Annotated in this window: 20 protein-coding genes and 1 tRNA gene; 11 read left to right on the plus strand and 10 right to left on the minus strand. The window is 63.1% G+C overall.

The genetic code is table 11. The features are described from left to right. Nucleotides 1-234: 234 nt before the first annotated feature. From ACTJLF_RS03430 to ileS, 10 genes are all read left to right on the plus strand, one after another. Nucleotides 235-1,227, plus strand: a complete 993-nt coding sequence (locus ACTJLF_RS03430; protein ID WP_026346142.1) for a class I SAM-dependent methyltransferase — start codon at nt 235-237, stop codon at nt 1,225-1,227. A 79-nt stretch (nt 1,228-1,306) separates the two neighbouring features. Continuing rightward, entirely contained in the window at nt 1,307-2,122 is an 816-nt protein-coding gene (locus tag ACTJLF_RS03435) for a hypothetical protein (protein WP_019652284.1), read from the plus strand. Between the two features lie 35 nt (nt 2,123-2,157). Continuing rightward, nucleotides 2,158-2,472: a DUF1330 domain-containing protein gene (locus ACTJLF_RS03440; protein ID WP_126182059.1), complete on the plus strand. Its 315-nt coding sequence runs from the start codon at nt 2,158-2,160 to the stop codon at nt 2,470-2,472. An 89-nt stretch (nt 2,473-2,561) separates the two neighbouring features. Next, entirely contained in the window at nt 2,562-3,482 is a 921-nt protein-coding gene (locus ACTJLF_RS03445) for a DMT family transporter (protein WP_440882488.1), read from the plus strand. Between the two features lie 50 nt (nt 3,483-3,532). Then, the gene (locus tag ACTJLF_RS03450; RefSeq protein WP_440882489.1) at nt 3,533-4,258 is read left to right on the plus strand and encodes an alanyl-tRNA editing protein; all 726 of its coding nucleotides are present in this window, start codon (nt 3,533-3,535) and stop codon (nt 4,256-4,258) included. 30 nt (nt 4,259-4,288) lie between these two features. Then, nucleotides 4,289-4,906: a Rieske 2Fe-2S domain-containing protein gene (locus ACTJLF_RS03455; protein ID WP_440882490.1), complete on the plus strand. Its 618-nt coding sequence runs from the start codon at nt 4,289-4,291 to the stop codon at nt 4,904-4,906. 279 nt (nt 4,907-5,185) lie between these two features. Then, nucleotides 5,186-6,289 (plus strand): Leu/Phe/Val dehydrogenase, encoded by a 1,104-nt coding sequence (locus ACTJLF_RS03460; protein ID WP_019652279.1) that lies wholly within the window; start codon nt 5,186-5,188, stop codon nt 6,287-6,289. After that, nucleotides 6,286-7,428, plus strand: a complete 1,143-nt coding sequence (gene argE, locus ACTJLF_RS03465) for an acetylornithine deacetylase (protein ID WP_440882491.1) — start codon at nt 6,286-6,288, stop codon at nt 7,426-7,428. Before ACTJLF_RS03460 ends, argE begins: the two co-directional genes overlap by 4 nt. Then, on the plus strand, nt 7,425-8,825 hold the full coding sequence (locus tag ACTJLF_RS03470; RefSeq protein WP_440882492.1) for an MFS transporter: 1,401 nt from the start codon (nt 7,425-7,427) through the stop codon (nt 8,823-8,825). Before argE ends, ACTJLF_RS03470 begins: the two co-directional genes overlap by 4 nt. Nucleotides 8,826-8,883: 58 nt before the next feature. After that, nucleotides 8,884-11,676 carry an isoleucine--tRNA ligase gene (gene ileS, locus ACTJLF_RS03475; protein ID WP_440882493.1) on the plus strand — a complete coding sequence of 931 codons (2,793 nt, stop codon included), beginning with the start codon at nt 8,884-8,886 and terminating at the stop codon, nt 11,674-11,676. A 95-nt stretch (nt 11,677-11,771) separates the two neighbouring features. On the opposite strand, the gene ACTJLF_RS03480 is transcribed toward ileS, so the two are convergent. From ACTJLF_RS03480 to ACTJLF_RS03520, 9 genes are all read right to left on the minus strand, one after another. Continuing rightward, nucleotides 11,772-12,482, minus strand: a complete 711-nt coding sequence (locus ACTJLF_RS03480) for a recombinase family protein (RefSeq protein WP_440882494.1) — start codon at nt 12,480-12,482, stop codon at nt 11,772-11,774. Beyond that, nucleotides 12,424-13,368, minus strand: coding sequence for a rolling circle replication-associated protein (locus ACTJLF_RS03485; RefSeq protein WP_440882495.1), 945 nt, complete (start codon nt 13,366-13,368; stop codon nt 12,424-12,426). The genes ACTJLF_RS03480 and ACTJLF_RS03485 overlap by 59 nt, the downstream gene beginning before the upstream one ends. A 157-nt stretch (nt 13,369-13,525) precedes the next feature. Then, nucleotides 13,526-14,431: a zonular occludens toxin domain-containing protein gene (locus ACTJLF_RS03490; protein ID WP_440882496.1), complete on the minus strand. Its 906-nt coding sequence runs from the start codon at nt 14,429-14,431 to the stop codon at nt 13,526-13,528. Between the two features lie 27 nt (nt 14,432-14,458). Next, a complete protein-coding gene (locus ACTJLF_RS03495; RefSeq protein WP_440882497.1) occupies nt 14,459-14,647 on the minus strand; it encodes a hypothetical protein in 189 nt (62 codons plus the stop codon). Further along, nucleotides 14,644-14,997 (minus strand): hypothetical protein, encoded by a 354-nt coding sequence (locus tag ACTJLF_RS03500; RefSeq protein ID WP_440882498.1) that lies wholly within the window; start codon nt 14,995-14,997, stop codon nt 14,644-14,646. The genes ACTJLF_RS03495 and ACTJLF_RS03500 overlap by 4 nt, the downstream gene beginning before the upstream one ends. Then, nucleotides 14,997-15,257 carry a hypothetical protein gene (locus ACTJLF_RS03505; RefSeq protein ID WP_440882499.1) on the minus strand — a complete coding sequence of 87 codons (261 nt, stop codon included), beginning with the start codon at nt 15,255-15,257 and terminating at the stop codon, nt 14,997-14,999. The genes ACTJLF_RS03500 and ACTJLF_RS03505 overlap by 1 nt, the downstream gene beginning before the upstream one ends. A gap of 1,369 nt (nt 15,258-16,626) precedes the next feature. Beyond that, complete coding sequence (locus tag ACTJLF_RS03510) at nt 16,627-16,851, minus strand: hypothetical protein (protein WP_132751278.1); 225 nt, start codon at nt 16,849-16,851, stop codon at nt 16,627-16,629. A 499-nt stretch (nt 16,852-17,350) separates the two neighbouring features. Further along, complete coding sequence (locus ACTJLF_RS03515; protein WP_440882500.1) at nt 17,351-17,506, minus strand: hypothetical protein; 156 nt, start codon at nt 17,504-17,506, stop codon at nt 17,351-17,353. Between the two features lie 195 nt (nt 17,507-17,701). Beyond that, a complete protein-coding gene (locus ACTJLF_RS03520) occupies nt 17,702-18,031 on the minus strand; it encodes a hypothetical protein (protein WP_132751280.1) in 330 nt (109 codons plus the stop codon). 518 nt (nt 18,032-18,549) lie between these two features. Here ACTJLF_RS03520 and ACTJLF_RS03525 point away from each other — a divergent pair. Further along, complete coding sequence (locus ACTJLF_RS03525; protein WP_440882501.1) at nt 18,550-18,903, plus strand: hypothetical protein; 354 nt, start codon at nt 18,550-18,552, stop codon at nt 18,901-18,903. Here ACTJLF_RS03525 and ACTJLF_RS03530 read toward each other — a convergent pair. Next, nucleotides 18,871-18,963 (minus strand) — tRNA-Ser (locus ACTJLF_RS03530). The genes ACTJLF_RS03525 and ACTJLF_RS03530 overlap by 33 nt on opposite strands. Nucleotides 18,964-18,986: the final 23 nt, after the last annotated feature.

Genomic DNA, 18,986 nt, shown 5'->3' on the forward strand with positions numbered 1-18,986 from the left:
CACCCTTCCCTTCACAAGCCTCTGGCAGCTGAACGCCGCGCCGGCCACGTGCCGCGCGCGAATGCATTCGCACGCCCGGCTGGAATTCTTCGGCCCACTTTTTTGCGGATTGCTGCTGTGCCGCAATTTTTGCCAATACGGGTTCGGGCGCCCCCTCTATCGTGCAACTAAATGGTTTCGGCCAGAGCAGATTAATCAGTTCGTTTTCAATAGCTTTCAACCCACAGGTGACCCATGCAAAACGTTGATCGCGGCATTACTGGTTCTTCCCTCGCAGGTTCCGCAATCCTGCTGGAAATAGGCGCCGAATACGGAGTCATTGAATTCCTCCAGAAATCGCCGGTCGTGGATGCCGCCGCGGCATCCCGTTCCTGCGGCATCAAGGAGTCGGTCATTTCGGCGTACCTCGATTCGCTGAGCAAGGCCGGCATCATCGAAGACCTCGGCACCAAGGCGCCGGCGACCTACAAGGTGGGAAGCAACTTCGACGAGCTGATCAACGAGGTCGGCTATCTCTCGTGGGCGCTTCGCGCCTGCGCGCCGCTGATCAACAACGCGAAGGAGTTCTCCGAGAACAACGAGGAGGCGCAGGCCAAGTACCCGCGCAGCGGCGGCCTGGTGGCGCGCACCTCGAAGTGGATGGGCGAGAAGTCGTTCTATCCCCAGCCGGAGAACGCCATCGTCGCGATGGCACCAAAGAAAATCGTGGATCTTGGATCGGGCTCCGGCGGCTTCCTGATCCGCATGCTGCGCAAGATCCCGGGCTCCACCGGCGTGGGCATCGACCTGAGCCCGTCGGCCACCGAGCAGGCGGTGCAGGCAGCGCGCGAGGCCGGCATGAGCGACAGGCTCCAGTTCGTGACCGCACCCATCCAGGTGCTCGTGGAGGACGCCTCCCTCATCAAGGACGCGGACATCATCCACGCCGGCTTCGTCATGCACGACCTTCTTCCCGCGGAAGAAGAAACGCTGGATTCGTTGCTGCGCGCCTGCTGCGCCCATGCCATCAAGGGCACGCTGATCATCGTCGACGCGATTCCGGTCGCCCAGTCGAATTGGGAAAAACCGTTCGCCGCCGCATTCAATCATCTGCACAACCATTTCATGTCCAGAAGGCTCCTGAGCGAGGAGGAATGGACGGAAAAGCTTTTCCGCGCGGGATTTTCAAACGTCAGGATCGAAGTACTCGACCACCCTGGAGGGCGCATGTTGATGGCAAGCAAGTAACCCACCCCACCCTTTGAAACACGAGCAATCGAATTTTCCCCTTGGTATTTTTTCAACCCACTGTGATTAGGAGCAAGAAATGAGCGTGACCATTTCCGATCTGGTTGACAGAGTCAAAAATCATCGGTGCTATTCACACCCGATTTTCAAGAATTGGGCCAAAGTCGAACCGGAGCCGCCCGTCGTCGGCGCGCTGTTCCATCAGATCCAGAGCTTCTGCGCCTCGACGCGGCCGGGCTGGAGCTTTCCCGATGCGCTGAAGAAGCACGGCCTGCACAAGCAGAGCGAGCTGCTCGAGGAAATCGTCGAGAGCGAATCGGGCCACGGACCCGAACTCGCGACGATGGCCGGCTTCATCGTGAACCAGTCGGCCGACCAGCCCGTCTTCGCGGACCTCTACAACCAGGAGAAGGTCGAGGCGAAGCTGAAGGCTTTCTCCGACCAGCTGCTCGGTTCGCTGCCGGGCTACGACATGGAGACCGGGCTGACCACGCAGGTGCGCAAGGCCATCGGCGTGTTCGACCACCGCAAGCTGACGGACATCGAGAACACCTACCGCAACCTCGGCACCACGCTGGCGCTGGAGATGATCTCGAACCAGCAGCTGATCCCGGGCGAGAAGTACTGCCTGGTGGACAGCGGCATCTACAACGCCGACCTCGAAAAGCCCGAGATGCACTACCTGCTGGAGCACTGGGGCGAAGTCGGCGCCGAGCAGCACCATGAGCAGAACGCGCGCACCGCGGTCGAGCTCGCGCTGAAGACGGAATACGCCCACCTGGTCATCGAAGGCGCGGACGATTTCCTCGATTCGCTGACCGGCCTCTGGGACGTCCTGGACGCGGCGCTGCTGCAGTCGGGCGTCGCGACGCAGAAGAAGGTGGCCTACGTCTAGCAGCGCCCGCGGCTGAGCAACCTCGGGAACGCCAGATGGTCGCCTATCTGATCGGCCGGATGTCCATCGTGAATCCGGACCAGTACAACCGATACAAGCAACTCACGCCCGGCATTGTCGAGAAATTCGGCGGCAGGTTCCTGACGCGGGGAGGCGAGCGCATGCACCTGGAAGGCGCTCCCGATGACAGGCGAGTGGTTCTTGTCGAGTTCAAGACCGCGGACGCGGCGAGGAAGTTCTACGAGTCGCCCGAGTACACCCACGCAAGAGGGTTGCGCAAGGACGCCGCGGTCGACATGCAGCTCATGGTGATCGAAGGTTTCGAAGAGCCGCCGCTACTACGGCCCTAGCCCGTCGCCTTCGCCATGTCCGTGCTTCAGACGATTCACAACAAACCGAAGGATGCGACCGATGGAGACTCGGTCGCATCAAGCAGAACATGACGACAACCATCGCACTACCGGCTGCATCGAAGAGCAGCCTCTTCTCTTTCGTCGCGCTCCTGCTGGGCGCGGCGGCATTGGCGCTGGGCGGCGTGTTCCTGCGCCACAGCGAACTGCCGCCGACCGCGAGCGCGGTCTACCGGGTCGCGCTCGCGATTCCGATCTTCTTCCTGCTCGACTTGCTCTCGGCAAGGGCCGAGCCGGCGCCTGCAGGCGCGCAGCAACCCGCGCAGAAATCCACGCCAGGCATTCCCTTCAAGCTCATCCTCGTGGGTTTCATCTTCTCGGGAAACCTCGCGCTCTACCACTGGTCGATGACGCTGACCACGCTGGCCAACTCCAACCTGCTGGCCAACCTGGCGCCGATCTTCGTGGTGCTCGGCTCCAGGATCTTCCTCGGCAAGAGGTTCAAGCCGGGCTTCCTGTTCGGCATGCTGTTCGCGCTGACCGGCGCATTCATCCTCATCGGCCACCGGCTCGACTTCGGCTCCAGCTACATGGCAGGCAACCTGCTGGGGCTGCTCACCGCGGTCTTCTACGGCTCCTATCTGCTGGCGGTGAGCCTCGTGCGCTCCAACTACCGGACGATGACCGTCATGGCATGGAGCAGCGTCGGCACCTTCATCGTGCTGCTGCCGATCACGCTGCTGCGCGGCGAATCGCTGGTGCCGCACACGCTCCACGGCGTGCTGATGCTGGTGGCGCTCGCCGTGGTGTCGCACGTCGGCGGCCAGGGCCTGATCGCCTATGCGCTGGCCAAGCTGCCGGCAGCGATGTCGTCGATCACGCTGCTGATACAGCCCGTCATCGCGACGGTGTTCGGCGCCTACCTCTTCCACGAGTACCTGAGCGTCACCGAGTTCGTGGGTGCCGTGATCATCCTCGCCGGCATCGTGACGGCCCGGCGATTCTCCTGAGCGGCAACCCGCAAGCAAGCAACCCAGCATTCCGCACAACCGAGGAATCCATGTCCCAGTATCTTTGCCACATCGAACCCGAGCGCCTCCAGTTCGAGGCCGACGTCATCGCGCGCAGGCCGAATGCAGTTCTTCTCGACAAGTCTTATTTCTATCCGGGAGGCGGCGGGCAGCTGGCGGATCGCGGCACGCTGCAATGGAACGGCAGCACCGTGAAGATCGACCGCATCGAGATGGAAGGCAAGAACGCCTGGCACGTCTTCGACGAGGCGGACATCGGCAAGGCTCCTGGCGAGAAGGTGGTCGCCAGCGTGGACCCCGACTTCCGCCTCATGATGTGCCAGCTGCACACCGGCCTGCACATCCTCAATGCGCTGGTCTACCAGCGCTTCGAAGGCTCGCTGGTCACCGGCGTGCAGATGGCCGCCGACGGCACCGCCCGCATCGACTTCGACCTGCCCGCGGTCGACAACAACGAACTGCGCAAGCTCGAGCCGGAGCTCAACAGCCTGATCTCCGACGGCCTGCAGGTGAATGCGGTCTACCTCGATTCCACCGCGCTCGCACGCGAGCCGGGCGTGCTGCGCAGCCGCTCGGTCGCGCCGCCTCCGCAGGAGGACGGCACCACCCGCATCATCGAGATCGTGGGCCTCGATCGCCAGGCCTGCGGCGGCACGCATCTCTCGAAGACTTCGCAGTCGGCGCCGCTGCGCATCATGAAGATCGAGAACAAGGGCCAGCACAACCGGCGAATCCGGATCGGGCTGGTGAAGTAGACCGATTCAACGCGCACAGGGAGGCGAGACATGACCGTCGAAGCGGCTTCTGCCCGCCCGCTGCCCGAGGGCTTTCTCCCGCCGAACTGCACCTACACGGAGCAGGACTGGCCCGTGCTGGCGCGGCTGTGGTTTCCCCTGGTGCGCGCGGACGATCCGCTCGCGAAACCGCGGCAGGTCGTGCTGCTGAACCTGCGGCTGGCCGTCTACCGAATGCCCGAGGGCATCCGCATCGGCCGCGACATGTGCCCGCACCGCGGATTGCCGCTGAGCAGCGGGCGAATCGAAGGCGAAGAACTCGTCTGCGCCTACCACGGCCTGCGCTTCGCATCGGACGGCAGCTGCAGCAAGGTTCCGGAGAAGCTGGCGCCCAAGACACCGGACTGTTTCAGGATCACTGCGTTTCCGGCCGTCGAGCGGCACGGACTTATCTGGACCTGCCTCATACCCGAAGACGAAGCTGTGATTCCTGAAATTGCTTCGGGCGCCGTGGTGCATGGTCTGGTCGACGAGACATTCGATTTCAAACTTTCAAACGATCTCCTTGGCGATTCACAAATCGATCTTGCCATTAACGAATACAGAAGACTCATCAATGAGATGAGTAAGGCGAGTACGCTTCAGCCGCTTCCGGCTTCTCGAAGCTGATTCTTCGTCGATCGAAATTTTCGCCAATATCGCGGCGACCTTCCCTGTCATGCTGCACCTCAAAGCGAGGCCAACACATGACGCAATCATTTCGCCAAGCAAGCCCTGAAATCCTGCCGCTATGTGGCACGGAATTCGATGTGCAGCACATCGAGCTGCTGCTATATCTACGTCGACTGTTGCTGTTCCTAGCCTGCTTGACCAGGCATGGATGCGGCGGCCCTGCATAGCGCGAAGCCGGTCCGCACTCGTTCAAACGAAATTCAGAAGAAGAACCAGATGACAGTCTTTTCCACCGAGTCTTTCGCGGACCACGAGCAGGTCGTTTTCATATCCGACGACAAGGTCGGGCTGCGAGCCATCATCGCCATCCACAGCACGCGGCTCGGGCCCGCGCTGGGCGGATGCCGGATGTATCCCTACGCAGACGAGGCCTCGGCCCTGCGCGACGTGCTCCGGCTGTCGCGCGGAATGACCTTCAAGGCCGCGGCGGCCGGGCTCGGCCTGGGCGGCGGAAAGTCGGTGATCCTCGGCGATCCCCGCAAGAGCAAGACACCGGACCTGCTGCGCGCCATGGGCGTGGCGGTCAACCGCCTGGGCGGCCGCTACATCACGGCCGAGGACGTGGGCACCACGGTCGACGACTTCGCCTGGGTGCGGCAGAGCACACGGCATGTGGTAGGCCTGCCCGAAGCGCTGGGCGGCACGGGAGATCCGTCGCCGACCACGGCGCTGGGGGTCTACCACGGCATCGTGGCCAGCGTCGCGCACCGCCTGGGCTGTGGGCTGCAGGGGCTGACCGTGGCGGTGCAAGGCCTTGGCAACGTCGGCTGGAACCTGTGCCGGCTGCTCGACGAGGCCGGTGCGCGACTCGTCGTGTGCGACGTCGATCCGGCACTTGCAGCCAGGGCGGCGGCCGAATTCGATGCACGCATCGTCGAGCCCGATGCGATCTACGCGGTGCAGGCCGACGTGTTCGCGCCCTGCGCGATGGGCGCGGTGGTGAACGACAAGACGCTGCCGCAGATGCGCTTTCGCGTGATCGCGGGCGGCGCGAACAACCAGCTCGCACGCGACGAGCACGGCAGGCAGCTGCGCGAGCGGGAGATCCTCTACGCACCCGATTTCGTCATCAACGCGGGCGGGCTGATCCGCGTGGCGTCGGAGCATGAAGGCTTCAATGCCGCGAAGGTGGATGCGCAGGTGAAAGGCATCGGCGCCACGCTGCGCCGCATCTTCGAGCTCGCCGACCGCGACGGCACGCCGACCCAGTCGGCCGCGATGCGGCTCGTGCAGGAGCGATTGGGCAGCACCGGCAGGCCGGGCGGCGCCGCCGCGAACAACAACACCAACGAGCGGCCCCTTGCCGAGCGCATCGCATGACCACCATCGACATCCTGCGGGCCCTGGTGGCGTTCGACACGACGTCGCACCGCTCCAACCTCGACCTGATCCACTGGATCGGCAACTACCTCTCGGGGCACGGCGTCAAGGTGCACCTGGTGCACAGCGAGGACAGGCGCAAGGCCAACCTGCTCGCGAGCATCGGGCCCGACGCTGCGGGCGGCATGGTGCTCTCGGGGCACAGCGACGCCGTCCCCGTGACCGACCAGAACTGGAGCGCCAGCCCCTTCGCGCTGGTCGAGCGCAACGGCCGGCTCCACGGGCGCGGCGCGGCGGACATGAAGGGCTTCATCGCGGCCTGCCTGTCGGCGGTGCCCGCGTGGCGGCGACAGCCGTTGCGCCGCCCGATCCACCTAGCCTTCTCCTATGACGAGGAGATCGGCTGCCTGGGCGTTCCGCAGCTCGTGGAGTGCCTGAAGACGCAGATCGAGGCACCCGCGCTGGCCATCGTCGGCGAGCCGACCGAGATGCGCGTGGGGGTGCGGCATCGCGGCTTCTTCGGACACCGCGCGCTTTTCACGGGGCTGCCCGCCCATTCGAGCGATCCCTCGCTGGGCGCCAGCGCGATCGAGCCGGCGGCCTATCTCGTCACCCGTCTGGCCGGGCTGCGGCGCAACCTGGCCGGGAAAGGCGGCGAGGCCACCATCAACATCGGCCAGATCAACGGAGGCACCGCGATCAACATCGTGCCGGGCAGCTGCGAAGTGCTGTGGGAATTCCGTCCGCAGGACGAAGCCACGGCCCAGCTGGTGCGCGACACGGTGCGCGAGGCGCTGGCCGAGCTTCCCGAAGGCGTCACCGTCGAGGCCGGGCAGGTCGCGGGCGTGCCGGCGCTTTCGGCGCGCGACAACGACGCGGCCGTCTCGGTGGCGCGCGAACTGGGCGCGCTCTGGCCCGAGGCGGAACTGCCCTTCGGCACCGAGGCGGGGTTCTTCCAGCAGGTCGGCATCTCGACGGTGGTATGCGGCCCCGGCTCCATCGCCCAGGCGCACCAGCCCGACGAATGGATCGCCGCAAGCCAACTGCAGGCCGCCGACCGCTTCATGCAGTCGGCCGGCGCATGGGCTCTTTCCGGGGCCACCGACCGTTCCACCACTCCAACCCTCAAGACAGCATGAAAAACCTCGACGCAGCCGCGCTGGCGGACGCCACGAGCAGCCTCGCTCCCCTCTCCTCCTCTCCCTCTTCTTCCTCTTCTTCCTCTTCTTCATCTCTCTCCTCCGCTCACGGCCTCCCTGCACAGGGCGCAGGGACGCGCGACGCCACGCGCCGGACGATCCTCGCCGCCGTCATCGGCAACACGCTGGAGTGGTTCGACTTCGCGGTCTACGGCTTCTTCGCACTCACCATCTCCCGGCTCTTCTTCCCGACGGGCGACGAGACTTCGTCGCTGCTGCTGACGGTGGCGACCTTCGGCGTGGGCTTCGTGATGCGGCCCGTCGGCGCGGTGGTGCTGGGTGCGCTGGGGGACTCGCGCGGGCGCAAGGTCGCGCTGTCCACGACCATCCTGCTGATGGCACTGGGCACGGCCATGATCGGCTTCGCGCCGACGTATGCCGACGTGGGCCTGTGGGCGCCTGCCTGGATCGTGCTGGCGCGGCTCATCCAGGGCTTCTCCGCCGGCGGCGAAGTGGGCGGCGCGACCGCATTTCTCGTCGAGCACGCGCCCAAGGGCCGCAGGGGCTACTTCGCGAGCTGGCAGCAGGCGAGCCAGGCCGGCGCGCTGCTGCTGGGCTCTGTCTTCGGCGCGACGCTCACGGACGTGCTGACGCCGGAGCAGCTCGAGGCGTGGGGATGGCGCGTGCCGTTTCTCTTCGGCCTGGTCATCGGACCGGTGGGCTGGTACATCCGCACCCGCACGCACGAATCAGAAAGCTTCGAACAGGTGAGGGCTGCCAACAGGCAGACCTCGCCGCTGAAGCAGGCACTGGGCTCCTACCGCCGGGAAATCATCGCGGGCTTCGGCGTGACCATCGTATGGACGGTGTGCACGTATTTCTTTCTCGTCTACATGCCGACGTACGCGGTGCGCACGCTGAAGCTGCCGCAGAGCGTGTCGCTGTGGGCCAATGGCGCGGGGCTGATGGTGCTGGTGGTGCTGGCGCCCTTCTTCGGCGCGCTGTCGGACCGGATCGGGCGCAGGCCCCTGCTGATCGGCTTCGCCACGGCGATCCTGGTGCTGGCTTATCCGGCGCTCTGGCTTCTCACGGCCGTGCCCAACCCGTCGACGCTGACCATCGTGCTGCTCGTGTTCGCGGTGCTGATCGCCGGCTTCACCGGGCCCGCGCCCGCCGCCATGGCGGAGCTCTATCCGCCGCAGGTGCGCTCCACAGGCCTTTCCATTGCCTACAACTTCGCTGTCACGATCTTCGGAGGCTTCGCGCCCTTCATTGCAACGGCGCTGATCGCGCGGACCGGGAATCCGCTCGCTCCCGCCTGGTACGTGGTGTTCGCCGCGGCAGCCAGCCTTGTCGCGCTGCTGGCCGCCGGCTCGGCCCTGCGCAACAAGGACTGAGCCCCACGCGGCCGCTCACCCCATCGACGAGAAGAAAAGAAATCGACGAAGCCACCACATGTCAGACCTGAAGAACACACTGAACCTGCTGACCACTCCGTTCCCGATGAAGGGAGACCTGCCCAGGCGCGAACCCGCACTGGTAGAGCGCTGGGCGCGGCAGCGCATCTACGAGCGTATGCGCGAGGCGGCTGCCGGCCGCCCACCCTTCGTCCTTCACGACGGCCCGCCGTACGCGAACGGCGACATCCACATCGGGCACGCGGTGAACAAGGTGCTCAAGGACATGGTCTTCAAGAGCCGCTTCTTCGACGGCTTCGACTCGCAGTGGATTCCTGGCTGGGACTGCCACGGCATGCCCATCGAACACCGCATCGAGCAGATGAACGGCCGGGGCCTGCCGACCGAGCAGGTCCAGGCGCTATGCCGCGAATACGCCTTCTCGCAGACGCAGAGCCAGAAGAAGGATTTCCTGCGCCTGGGCCTGCTCGGCGACTGGGACAACGCCTTTCGCACCATGGACTTCGAGACCGAAGCCAACGAGATCCGCTTTCTCGATCGCATCCGGCAGCGCGGCCTGCTGTTTCGCGGCCAGAAGCCGGTGAACTGGTGCGTCGACTGCCAGTCGGCGCTGGCGGAGGCGGAGCTCGAATACGCGCACAAGCGCTCGACGACGGCGTACGTCGGCATGCAGGCTATCGACGCGGCCGACCTGGCGTCGCGCTTCAAGTGCGCTCCCGTTGCCGGCAAGCCGGCGCGTGTCGTGATCTGGACCACGACGCCCTGGACGCTGCCCGGCAACGCCGCCGTCGGCCTGGACCCGGAGGCGAGCTACGGCCTGTACGACACGCCCGAGGGCCTGCTGGTGCTGGCCTCGGATAGCGCGGCGAAGCTGCTGGGCGGCTTCGCCATCGCGCACGAACTCCGCGCGGTCGCACCCGGCATCGACCTCGTGGGCGCGATGCTGAAGCATCCGCTGCACGACAACGCAGTGCCCATGGTGGCGGCCGACTTCGTCTCGCTGGACACCGGCACCGGCCTCGTGCACCTGGCGCCGGCGCACGGCGCGGAAGACTTCGAGCTGTGCCGCGGGCTGGGCATCACCGGCGACAACGTGATCGACGGTGCCGGGCGCTTCGTGCCTGGCCTGCCGGTGATCGGCGGCATGTCGCTGGAGGAAGGCAGCATGGCCATCCTCGAAATGCTGAAGGCCGACGGCTCGCTGCTGCGGCAGGAGCGTATCGAGCATTCGTATCCCCATTGCTGGCGGCACAAGACGCCGATCCTCTTCCGCTCGACGACGCAATGGTTCATCGCCATGGACCATCCCGCGAACGGCGAGGAGCGCACGCTGCGCGAGACCGCGCGCGAGGCGATCAGGGACGTGCCGTTCTATCCGGCATCCGGCCGCTCGCGCATGGAAGCGATGATCGACGGCCGCCCCGACTGGTGCATCTCGCGCCAGCGCGCATGGGGCGTACCCCTCGCCTTCTTCGTCAGGCGCAGCGACAACTCGCTGCACCCCGAGACCTCGCGCCTCGTCGAGGAAGTGGCACAGCGCGTGGAGCGCGAAGGAATTTCCGCCTGGACTCGACTGAGTCCCGCGGACCTGGGGGTGGATGAGTCGGAGTTCGAAAAGCTGTCCGATACCCTCGACGTGTGGTTCGACTCCGGCTCCATCCACGCAACCGTCTACAGGGACCCGCGCCGCCTTGACGCGCACGGCCACCCGGCCGACCTGTACCTGGAGGGCTCCGACCAGCACAGGGGCTGGTTCGGCTCCTCGCTCATGACGGGCTGCGCGGCGGACGGCCGCGCGCCCTTCAAGGCCGTGCTCACGCACGGCTTCGCCGTCGACGGGAACGGCAAGAAGATGAGCAAGTCGCTGGGCAACACCGTCAGCCCGCAGGAGGTGGCGAGCACGCGGGGCGCGGAGATCATCCGGCTGTGGATCGCGAGCACCGACTACTCGACGGACATCTCCGTCTCCGAGGAGATCCTGGACCGCGTCGTCGAGATGTACCGGCGAATCCGCAACACGATCCGCTTCCTGCTGCTGAACGTGTCGGACTTCGACGCGCAAGCCGATGCAGTGTCCGAGCACGACCTCGCGAGCGTCGACCGCTACGCCATGGCCCGCTGCCGCGAACTCGGCGAGCAGTGCCGCAGGAGCTACAGGGACTACGACTTCGTCGCGGTGACGCGGCTCATCCATGGCTATTGCGCCGACGAACTCGGCGGCTTCTATCTCGACGTGCTGAAGGACCGGCTATACGCGAGCGCGCGGGACAGCCACGAAAGGCGGTCCGCACAGACCGCGCTGCATGCGATCCTGAAGAACCTGCTGCTGCTTTCGGCGCCCATCCTCAGCTTCACCGCCGAGGAGGCATGGACGGTGCTGTTCGATGCAGAAGAGGAGAAAGGCGACAGCGTGTTCCTTCACACCTGGGACGAAGCCCTGCCGCCCGGCATGGAAGACCCGGACGTCCGCGACTTCTGGCGCCGTGCGAGGCAGCTGCGCCCGAGCGTGATGAAGGCGATCGAAGACCTGCGCTCGTCGGGAAGCATCGGCCGTTCCAGCGAGGCGAATCTGGTGATCGAGGCGCCCGTGGAGATCCTCGAGTCGCTCGCGCTGCTGGGTTCGGAACTGGCCTCGATCTTCATGGTCGCCGACGTGGTGCTGAAGGTGGGCGACAAGGTCGAAGTCCGCGTCAGGCCGACCTCGTTCCTTCGCTGCCGCAGGTGCTGGCGGCACGACGCCACCGTGATGGGCGACGACGCCGAGCAAGCGATGCTCTGCGAGCGGTGCCGGACGGTAATGGCGGCGTTCCCGGAATTGCATGGCACCTGAGGCGCCTTGGACAGAGTCCGGACCTGGAAAGAAAAAACCCCTGTAGCTGGGTTGCTACAGGGGTTGCATCTTGGCGGAACCGGATGGTTTCGACCCTAGTCGTTACGCTTCTTCCAGTAGTCCGCGCCCTTCGTTACACGGTAGACGGCACGCTTAACGACAGACAGCGATACTCCGTGTGACTGAGCAAGCTCACGATACGTCACCCCGCCAGCTCGATACAGAGACACCACCTTAGCTTCCACATCGGGTTCCAGGTTCCGACCTCGCCCAGGCTCCCTACCTCGCTCCCGCGCCGCCAACTGGCCGGCCATGGATCGCTCCCGAATCATCGACCGCTCAAGCTGAGCAACAGCACCCAGTATCTGCACCACGAACACGCCCATGCTGTTCGTCGTATCAAGCGGCTCTGTGACACTCTTTATCGTTGCCCCGACACGTTCCAACCGACGCAAGATATCAAGCAGATCGAAGAGGCTTCGTGCAATGCGATCAATCTTGTAGACGACCAACACGTCGCCCCTCCTCAACGACGAAAGGCAACGTGCCAGCTCGGGCCTCCCCCTTTGCGACGCTCCACTAGCTTTCTCGTGAAAAATCACATCGCATCCAGCCTTGTTGAGCGCATCAAACTGGAGATGTGTTTCTTGTTCGCGTGTCGATACACGCGCATAACCTACGAGCATCAAATCCTCCAAATGTAAGACGCCCAAAGACGTGATGCATTTGGCCCCCACACGATGCCGCTCAACACGCTGACACGCGCCTCCCCCGTGCAGCCTTAGACGGCGATTCAGCCGACACATAGCCCCAATCACCCCACTTCGAAAACACGAGGTCTACAAGGGCATGCTTCGAGTTAAGGCAAGCCATTGCAGCCTTGAGGCCTTCGAGAGCGGTATCAACGGTCCCCAGGTCGACGGGAGGAGGAACATCGCACTTGCCATACTTCGTCCACCGGTTGGTCCACTTCTCGCCCTCTGCGAACTCTTTGATGATGTAACCCGCGATGTAGGTAGCGATACGCGCCGGCGAGCGCGTCGAATTGCGCTTGGTGCGCTGCACGTCGATATTGCCCCGACGTTCCTTGGTGACCGAACGCCACAGAGCACGGATCACGTTGTAGCTGTTCACGGTGTAAGGGTGACCCTCAGCGCTGACACGCTTTATCTCGCGCGGAATGCGACGTGTGGCCATGTGAATGTGCAACGCACCACGCTCCTGATGCTCGAACGCCGCAATGAAGCAGAACTCAGGAAACTCGCCGAGCATCTTGCGATTAAACGCCTTCAAGTCAGCCTTGCAACGCTGCAGATCGGTCTCATTGGCCTTGTACGTAAGCGTTAAGAGGGTGTCCGCACCCATGGCCTTGCATAGCTGCCTAACGCGCTTCTTGGCACGATTTGCGGCCACCTTGAGGGCACGTTGCCTACGCTCCTCCTCGCACTCCTCGCGCCACCGATCCATGAGCTCGAGATGGTCAAGGATCATGACGCGATCCCAGTCGAGCTCCTTCGCCACATCACCACGACGAAACGACACCTCTAGATGGCCGTTCCCCAGATCGTGGCCCTTGACCTTGAATGCACCCGTGCGCTGCACCTGAAAGGCCTTCACGCCCTGCGCGCGGCCGGAGAGAAAGTCCACAGTCTTTACCGACTTCCCGAAGTGGTCGAGAATCATGATCGCCATCGCTACTACTCCTAGTGGTGGTCACGAGGCCCGGACTGTTTGCCGACAGTCGCGGGCCTCACTTTTTGCGGCTTCAAATTCGCCGATGTACCAATGTGTTTATGGGATAAATCTAGCGCGGCGCTGCGCGCCGCGCGTCCGGCCCGCTAACGCAGGCCTACCGCACGCCGCTTGCCCGCGCATACCTCGCCATCACCCAGAGAGCTTGATTAGGAGGGAGGGAGCGGCATAGATATGCAACCCGAGACCAGCCGTCATCCGGCCGGGTCCGCGCGATCGCGCGAGCGGGCGCAGGCACAGGCTGAACACGTACAAAGGCCCTCATCCACTCGGCCAACCGCTGAAGCTTCGTCTTCTCTGCAGCGGGAAGAAATCGCCCGTGCGTGTGCCAGGGGGACAGCACGGAATGCGTGCCGTGGGGATAGTCGATCAAAAAGACCTGTCGCGTGTCATAGCACTTCTCCAGATCCTTGCCGATGAACGTCGCACGGTTGGCCACGAGATCCTGCGGGTTCGTGCCCATGCGATAGACAGCCATATGGAAGCGAGGGAAGAAGCCAGCCTTCGGCCCAAACAGCGCCCCAAGAAGGCCACCAATGAAGGGGATGCGCACCTTGTCGAATCGCGTGTGTCGCACGGTCTGCTCGATAAAGGACTCGCGCACCTGCTTATCGATCTGCGCGACGTTCTGCATGATGTACCAGTTGTCCCAGCCATGCTTCCGGCCGTGGGCGAAGTAATCGAGAACGTCCGCCCTCCCCTTGTCAGCATAAGTGCGGGTGTTAAGCCACGTGCCTAACTCATCGAGAAACATCCCGCCGTTCTCATCCTCATCGTAGGTGTCCGGATTGCCATGACCAGCGGCCAACAGATCGAACGCTGAGGGCTTGTCAGGCACCCGGACGTAGGTGCACTTCGAGTGCGGACCGAACATCTTCAACAGATCGATATCGAGGTTCGTTGCGACTCGCCGTTTGTTGATCAAATAGCGATCGCGGATGAGACGCACGGCATTCTTGCTTTTGCCGGTCCCCTTCTTGCCGGTCAAGGCGTAGTCAGTCATCAAGCTCCCCCAAGAGCCGGCGCAAAGCTACGAAAGCACAGAGCCGACGAGAAGAAATACCAGCGCAGCGCACATGCCAGAAAGAAACTGCGCACCACCACGGCGCCTCACGTAGCCATGCTCAGCGAACTCGCGCAGGTCCAAGCGAAAGTCCACCACGGCGCCCACAACCACCGACACGAAGGCAAGCAACTCACACACAAACGACGCGGTCACTTAGAAAAACTCTCGATGCCGACGCGTTGAATCTTCCAGATCGAAGTGCCGATCCAGACCGATGCCACGCAAGCGATGACTGCACTCGCATTGCCAGGAATAAACATGCCCATGCCTACCCAAAACATCCGAATCCAATTGCCAGTCCCGCCACCGGAGCCAACGTAAGAGGCCATCATGGAGTACAGCGAAGAGCAGCACACAAAGACGGAGGCAAAGAAGACAGTGGCGACAGTGATCCACGTCGCATAAGCCGCAATCTTCAGCGCCGTGGTGTAGGCCATCTGCGTGGCCAGGAGTGTGGCCAGACCACTGGCCAATGAGCCGATGAACGCAGCAAGCAATGGCATCAGATGCTCCTCTTAATCATGCCGAGACACAGAAACAAGCCGCCAGCGGCCCACAGGAAGCCCATGATGGCACGACCACCATCGACAACACCGCAGGCATCGACGGTCAAGCCCTGCATCCGCGCAGGCAATGCCAGCGGCTCACAAGCAGCAATCGGCGGAGCCCAAAACAACGACCGGGCAGGCTCCAAGAAGCCCTTATCGGCAGTGCCGGACGCCTTCGCGAGCTGCTCATCACTTTTGGTCTTTGTCTCATCCATCTTGGCATTGGCCGTATCAAAAGACGTAGACGTAGGCGTACCCGACTCATCGACCTTCACATTGCAGGTGGGTTCGCCAGGACCACCACAAGGCTTATGCGGCTCATCCCCGGTCCCAGAGCCCCCAGCACCAACACCAGCAGCAGTACCACCGGCACCGCCGCCCTTGCCGCCAACAGCAGCGGCTGAAGGTCCACCAGACGCTGTACCGTTGCCTGTCGTAGGCGTACGCCCTGCACTGCCAGAACCCGAACCCTCACCGGTCGGCGGCTTGCCACCAGCAGGCGGATTGCCAGCTATAGGCGTAGCCCCAGGGGCCGCACCCAAGGGGGTTGGCGTAATCGGCTTCGCGGCGGTTCCAACACAGACAGGCTTACCGTTGCCAATGTCACCAACGGACCCCGGACAATCAGGCGGCGGCGCATCCTTCTTCGCTCCCGCATCAGCTGCCCCCATCGTGCAGGCTCTACCGAGCCCCAAGCTCGGATAGTCCACGGAACGGCGATACAAGCCACTGGCCGTCGGATACTGACTCACGTATGGCTGAACACCAGGGCCGCTAGTCTGTAACGACACGGCACACCCACCGTCGCACACCTCACCGCTTGCAGGCGGTGACATGATCGGCCCAACGGCCTGCCTATCACCTTCGTCAGGCGTTCTGGTGTACCCCTCAGTCCAACTCAAAATGCCGACAACACCAGTCTTCGCAGCGCATGCGTTCGCCTGCGACACACACTGATTCCCGCTCTCAACAAACCCGGACTTGCACTGACAGCCACCAGACACCGAGGTACTGTTCGCCGGACACATGATCGACGACGAGAACGACCCATTGAAACGGCCGGTGTACACGACAACGTTCGAACTGTTGTACCTCGTGTCAACACCAGCCACAACGCCGTTACTGCCGGGCGTCGTCGTAGGAGGCGTGCACGTGTCGTGGACGTAGACCTCCTTCGTCCCCGTATGGCTCGTGAGGTAATCCGTCCAATACGCGTCAAAAGACGCACAAAACGCTTCGGGTGTCGGATAGGGATAGTCCGAGTTATTCCAGTACTGCACCGACTGCGGCACCAGGGCATGGGCAGGCGTCGAAAACACACAGAACACGGCCGCAAGGATGTAAGCGAGAAACCAACACCAAGACGTAAGGCGAGTCATCGACCACACCCCCCGATCAGCGAACCACAGCGGCCCACACGCTCAGAGACAGATTCGTTGAAATCAGGGGGAAAACGAGAAACACGACCGGCCGCACAGCCGATGAGTCCCAAGATGACAAAGGCAAGCGCAAGGCGTTCCATGGTGGCTCCAGACGTTTACCACTGCACACCCCGAAGGGTGCGCAGCAGAAAAAGCCCGAGGCTTATGCAGCGCCGCGGCCGCGCTTGATCCACTTCACGCCGATCAAGATGCCGACCGTGGCCGCAGCGAGGCCCCACATGCCCGGGCCGAAGCCACTGCTCGCAGCAGAGGCTTGCGAGAAGCCCTCCTGCGCCGTGGCCGGATCAGCAGCCAGCGCCGCAACGCTGGCACCAGCAGCAACTACGGCAGCAGCGGCCTTTTGGACAAAACGGAAACGCTTGTTCATCACACTTCTCCTATTGAGGTTGACACCGCACCAACCGTGCGGCCATGAGCACTGCGCGCAACGCTCATGGCTGGAGGCTGGAGACCGGGAAGAAGGCACGGCCGCGCTCGATAGCGAGGGCAGAGCTTCCCGCCAGAAACCTTCGGTTTCCTCTGGGAAGCTCCGCTGCTGTGGGTTGAGCAGGGGTGCGCAGAGGCCGCGCCAGTCTCCCCCGTATGGACAACTCACCTGCCCACACGTCAAGCGTGTGGACAGCCCCTGCGGGGTGCGTGAGTTGCCCACACTCCGACTGACGCGCGATGCCGTGGACAATTTTTTCTTCGAAAAAAGTTGCCCACCGCCCTGCTTGCCTCACCAATTTAAAAAATTGGAAGACCTCAAATGCGGGCAGCCAAGAGACGCCGCTACGCCGCATAGAAAGCCGTCCTGATCATGCGCACCTTCCAGCCGGCAACGTAGCCGAGCGCCCAGGTGGCGAACATCGCCGCGATGATTCCGCTCATGGTGTGCAGTCCTCTTTGCAGTGCGTCATGGCGGGCATGACGGAGGTGACGGTGGGCACCTGCGAGAACGGGTTCTTGAAGGACCGCGCCCAGGTATAGGCACCCCAGATGCACGCGAGGAACAGCGCCCACGCGAGAAGGCGGTTTGTCATTGCCGATCCCCCGCGAGGTAGCCGAGCGCAAAGATGATCACCACGCCGATGCCGTAGAGCGCCGAGTGAATCTGATCGAACTGAACATCAGTCACGACAGCCCCCAGCGGTTACGACAGTAGGCAACCCCGAACACGAGCAGCACCATGCAGAAGCACAGTGCCACCGTGGGGCCATACAGCGCCGCAGGCACGATCAAGCCTTAGCAGCAGGGGTAGCAGCACCGATGAGCGGTGCACGCAGCTGGTGGGGCGTCAGAGCCGTCAGCATGGCCATGATGTCGCCCTTGCTGTCGCCGTAGTCGGGGACACCGAGAGCAAACGTTGCACGGAAGGTACCCTTTGCGATGGTCTCGCTCATGTCGCGCGGGACACGCAGACGCCCGACAGTGACGACCTCGCCCGCGTCATCGAGAAGAGCGCAACGCGCGACCTTCCATTTGTTCGGGACGCCGGTTTCCGGGTTGACTTTCTTGGAGGTCTGCTCCTCGACGAGCAGGACTTGAACGATGGAAGAAAAGGACATTTGAGGTACTCCGGTTTGAGTTCAGGGAACTAGCGACGTGCTAGCCGGAAGCCCTCACACGAGGGCTACGAGCTAGCGAGTCAGCTAACCTCACGCGATGACCGCACTACCTTTTCTCGGCATCCTGCTGGCAATAACGGTTGGCTTTGGCGCCGCCCTGCTAGCCCTTTCTTGGGCACTTCGCCAATGGAAATCTCGTCAGCCCCCGCATCGAAAAGACGGAACTGAAGAAGCACCCGACCAGTACGAGCTATGGCGCGAAGAGGAACGCTAGAGGTGTCCACCCCCACCCCGGGCTCAGCAGGAGCCGCCAAGCTCAGAACCGAGCCGTTAGCCTCTTTCGACGCAGGTGGGGGAGGACAGGCGAACCGCCGCACGAAGGCAGCGAAAGACGTTTGAGTCAGGGACATGGCGGCTCCTAGATAATTACCAGAGCCGATAGCACTACTACCAACTCTGGTAGTGAAGTGTGCCAGAAACTGCTACCAAAGGTGATAACAGTGTCATTGATTTATTCCATGGACCGAGCAATAGAGATTGTCGGATCACAAAACAAGCTTGCAGCAGAGCTAGGCATCCCAGGACCAAACCTGTCTGAGATGCGCAAAGGAAAGCGGCCATGCCCCATCGGAATCCGCGCACGCATCGCGCGGATAGCAGGACACGACCCCACGAGAGCAATCCTCGAAGGCCTCGCCGAGAAGCTCGACCCGAACGACGAGTTCGAAGGCCAAGCACTGACCATGATGAAAGCCATGGTCGATGCATTCCCAGAAGAAGGCGAGCCCGAAGCAACAAAAACAAAAAAGCCCAGCAGCTCGAAAGCTACTGGGCTTGATTGGCGGAACCGGAGGGATTCGAACCCTCGATGAGGCTCTACACCCCATACTCCCTTAGCAGGGGAGCACCTTCGGCCACTCGGTCACAGTTCCTGAAAGAAGCTGAGATTATGCCA

Origin of the sequence: Variovorax sp. 22077, assembly GCF_052044195.1 — a bacterium.
In the GTDB taxonomy this organism is placed as follows: Bacteria; Pseudomonadota; Gammaproteobacteria; order Burkholderiales; family Burkholderiaceae_C; genus Variovorax; species Variovorax atrisoli.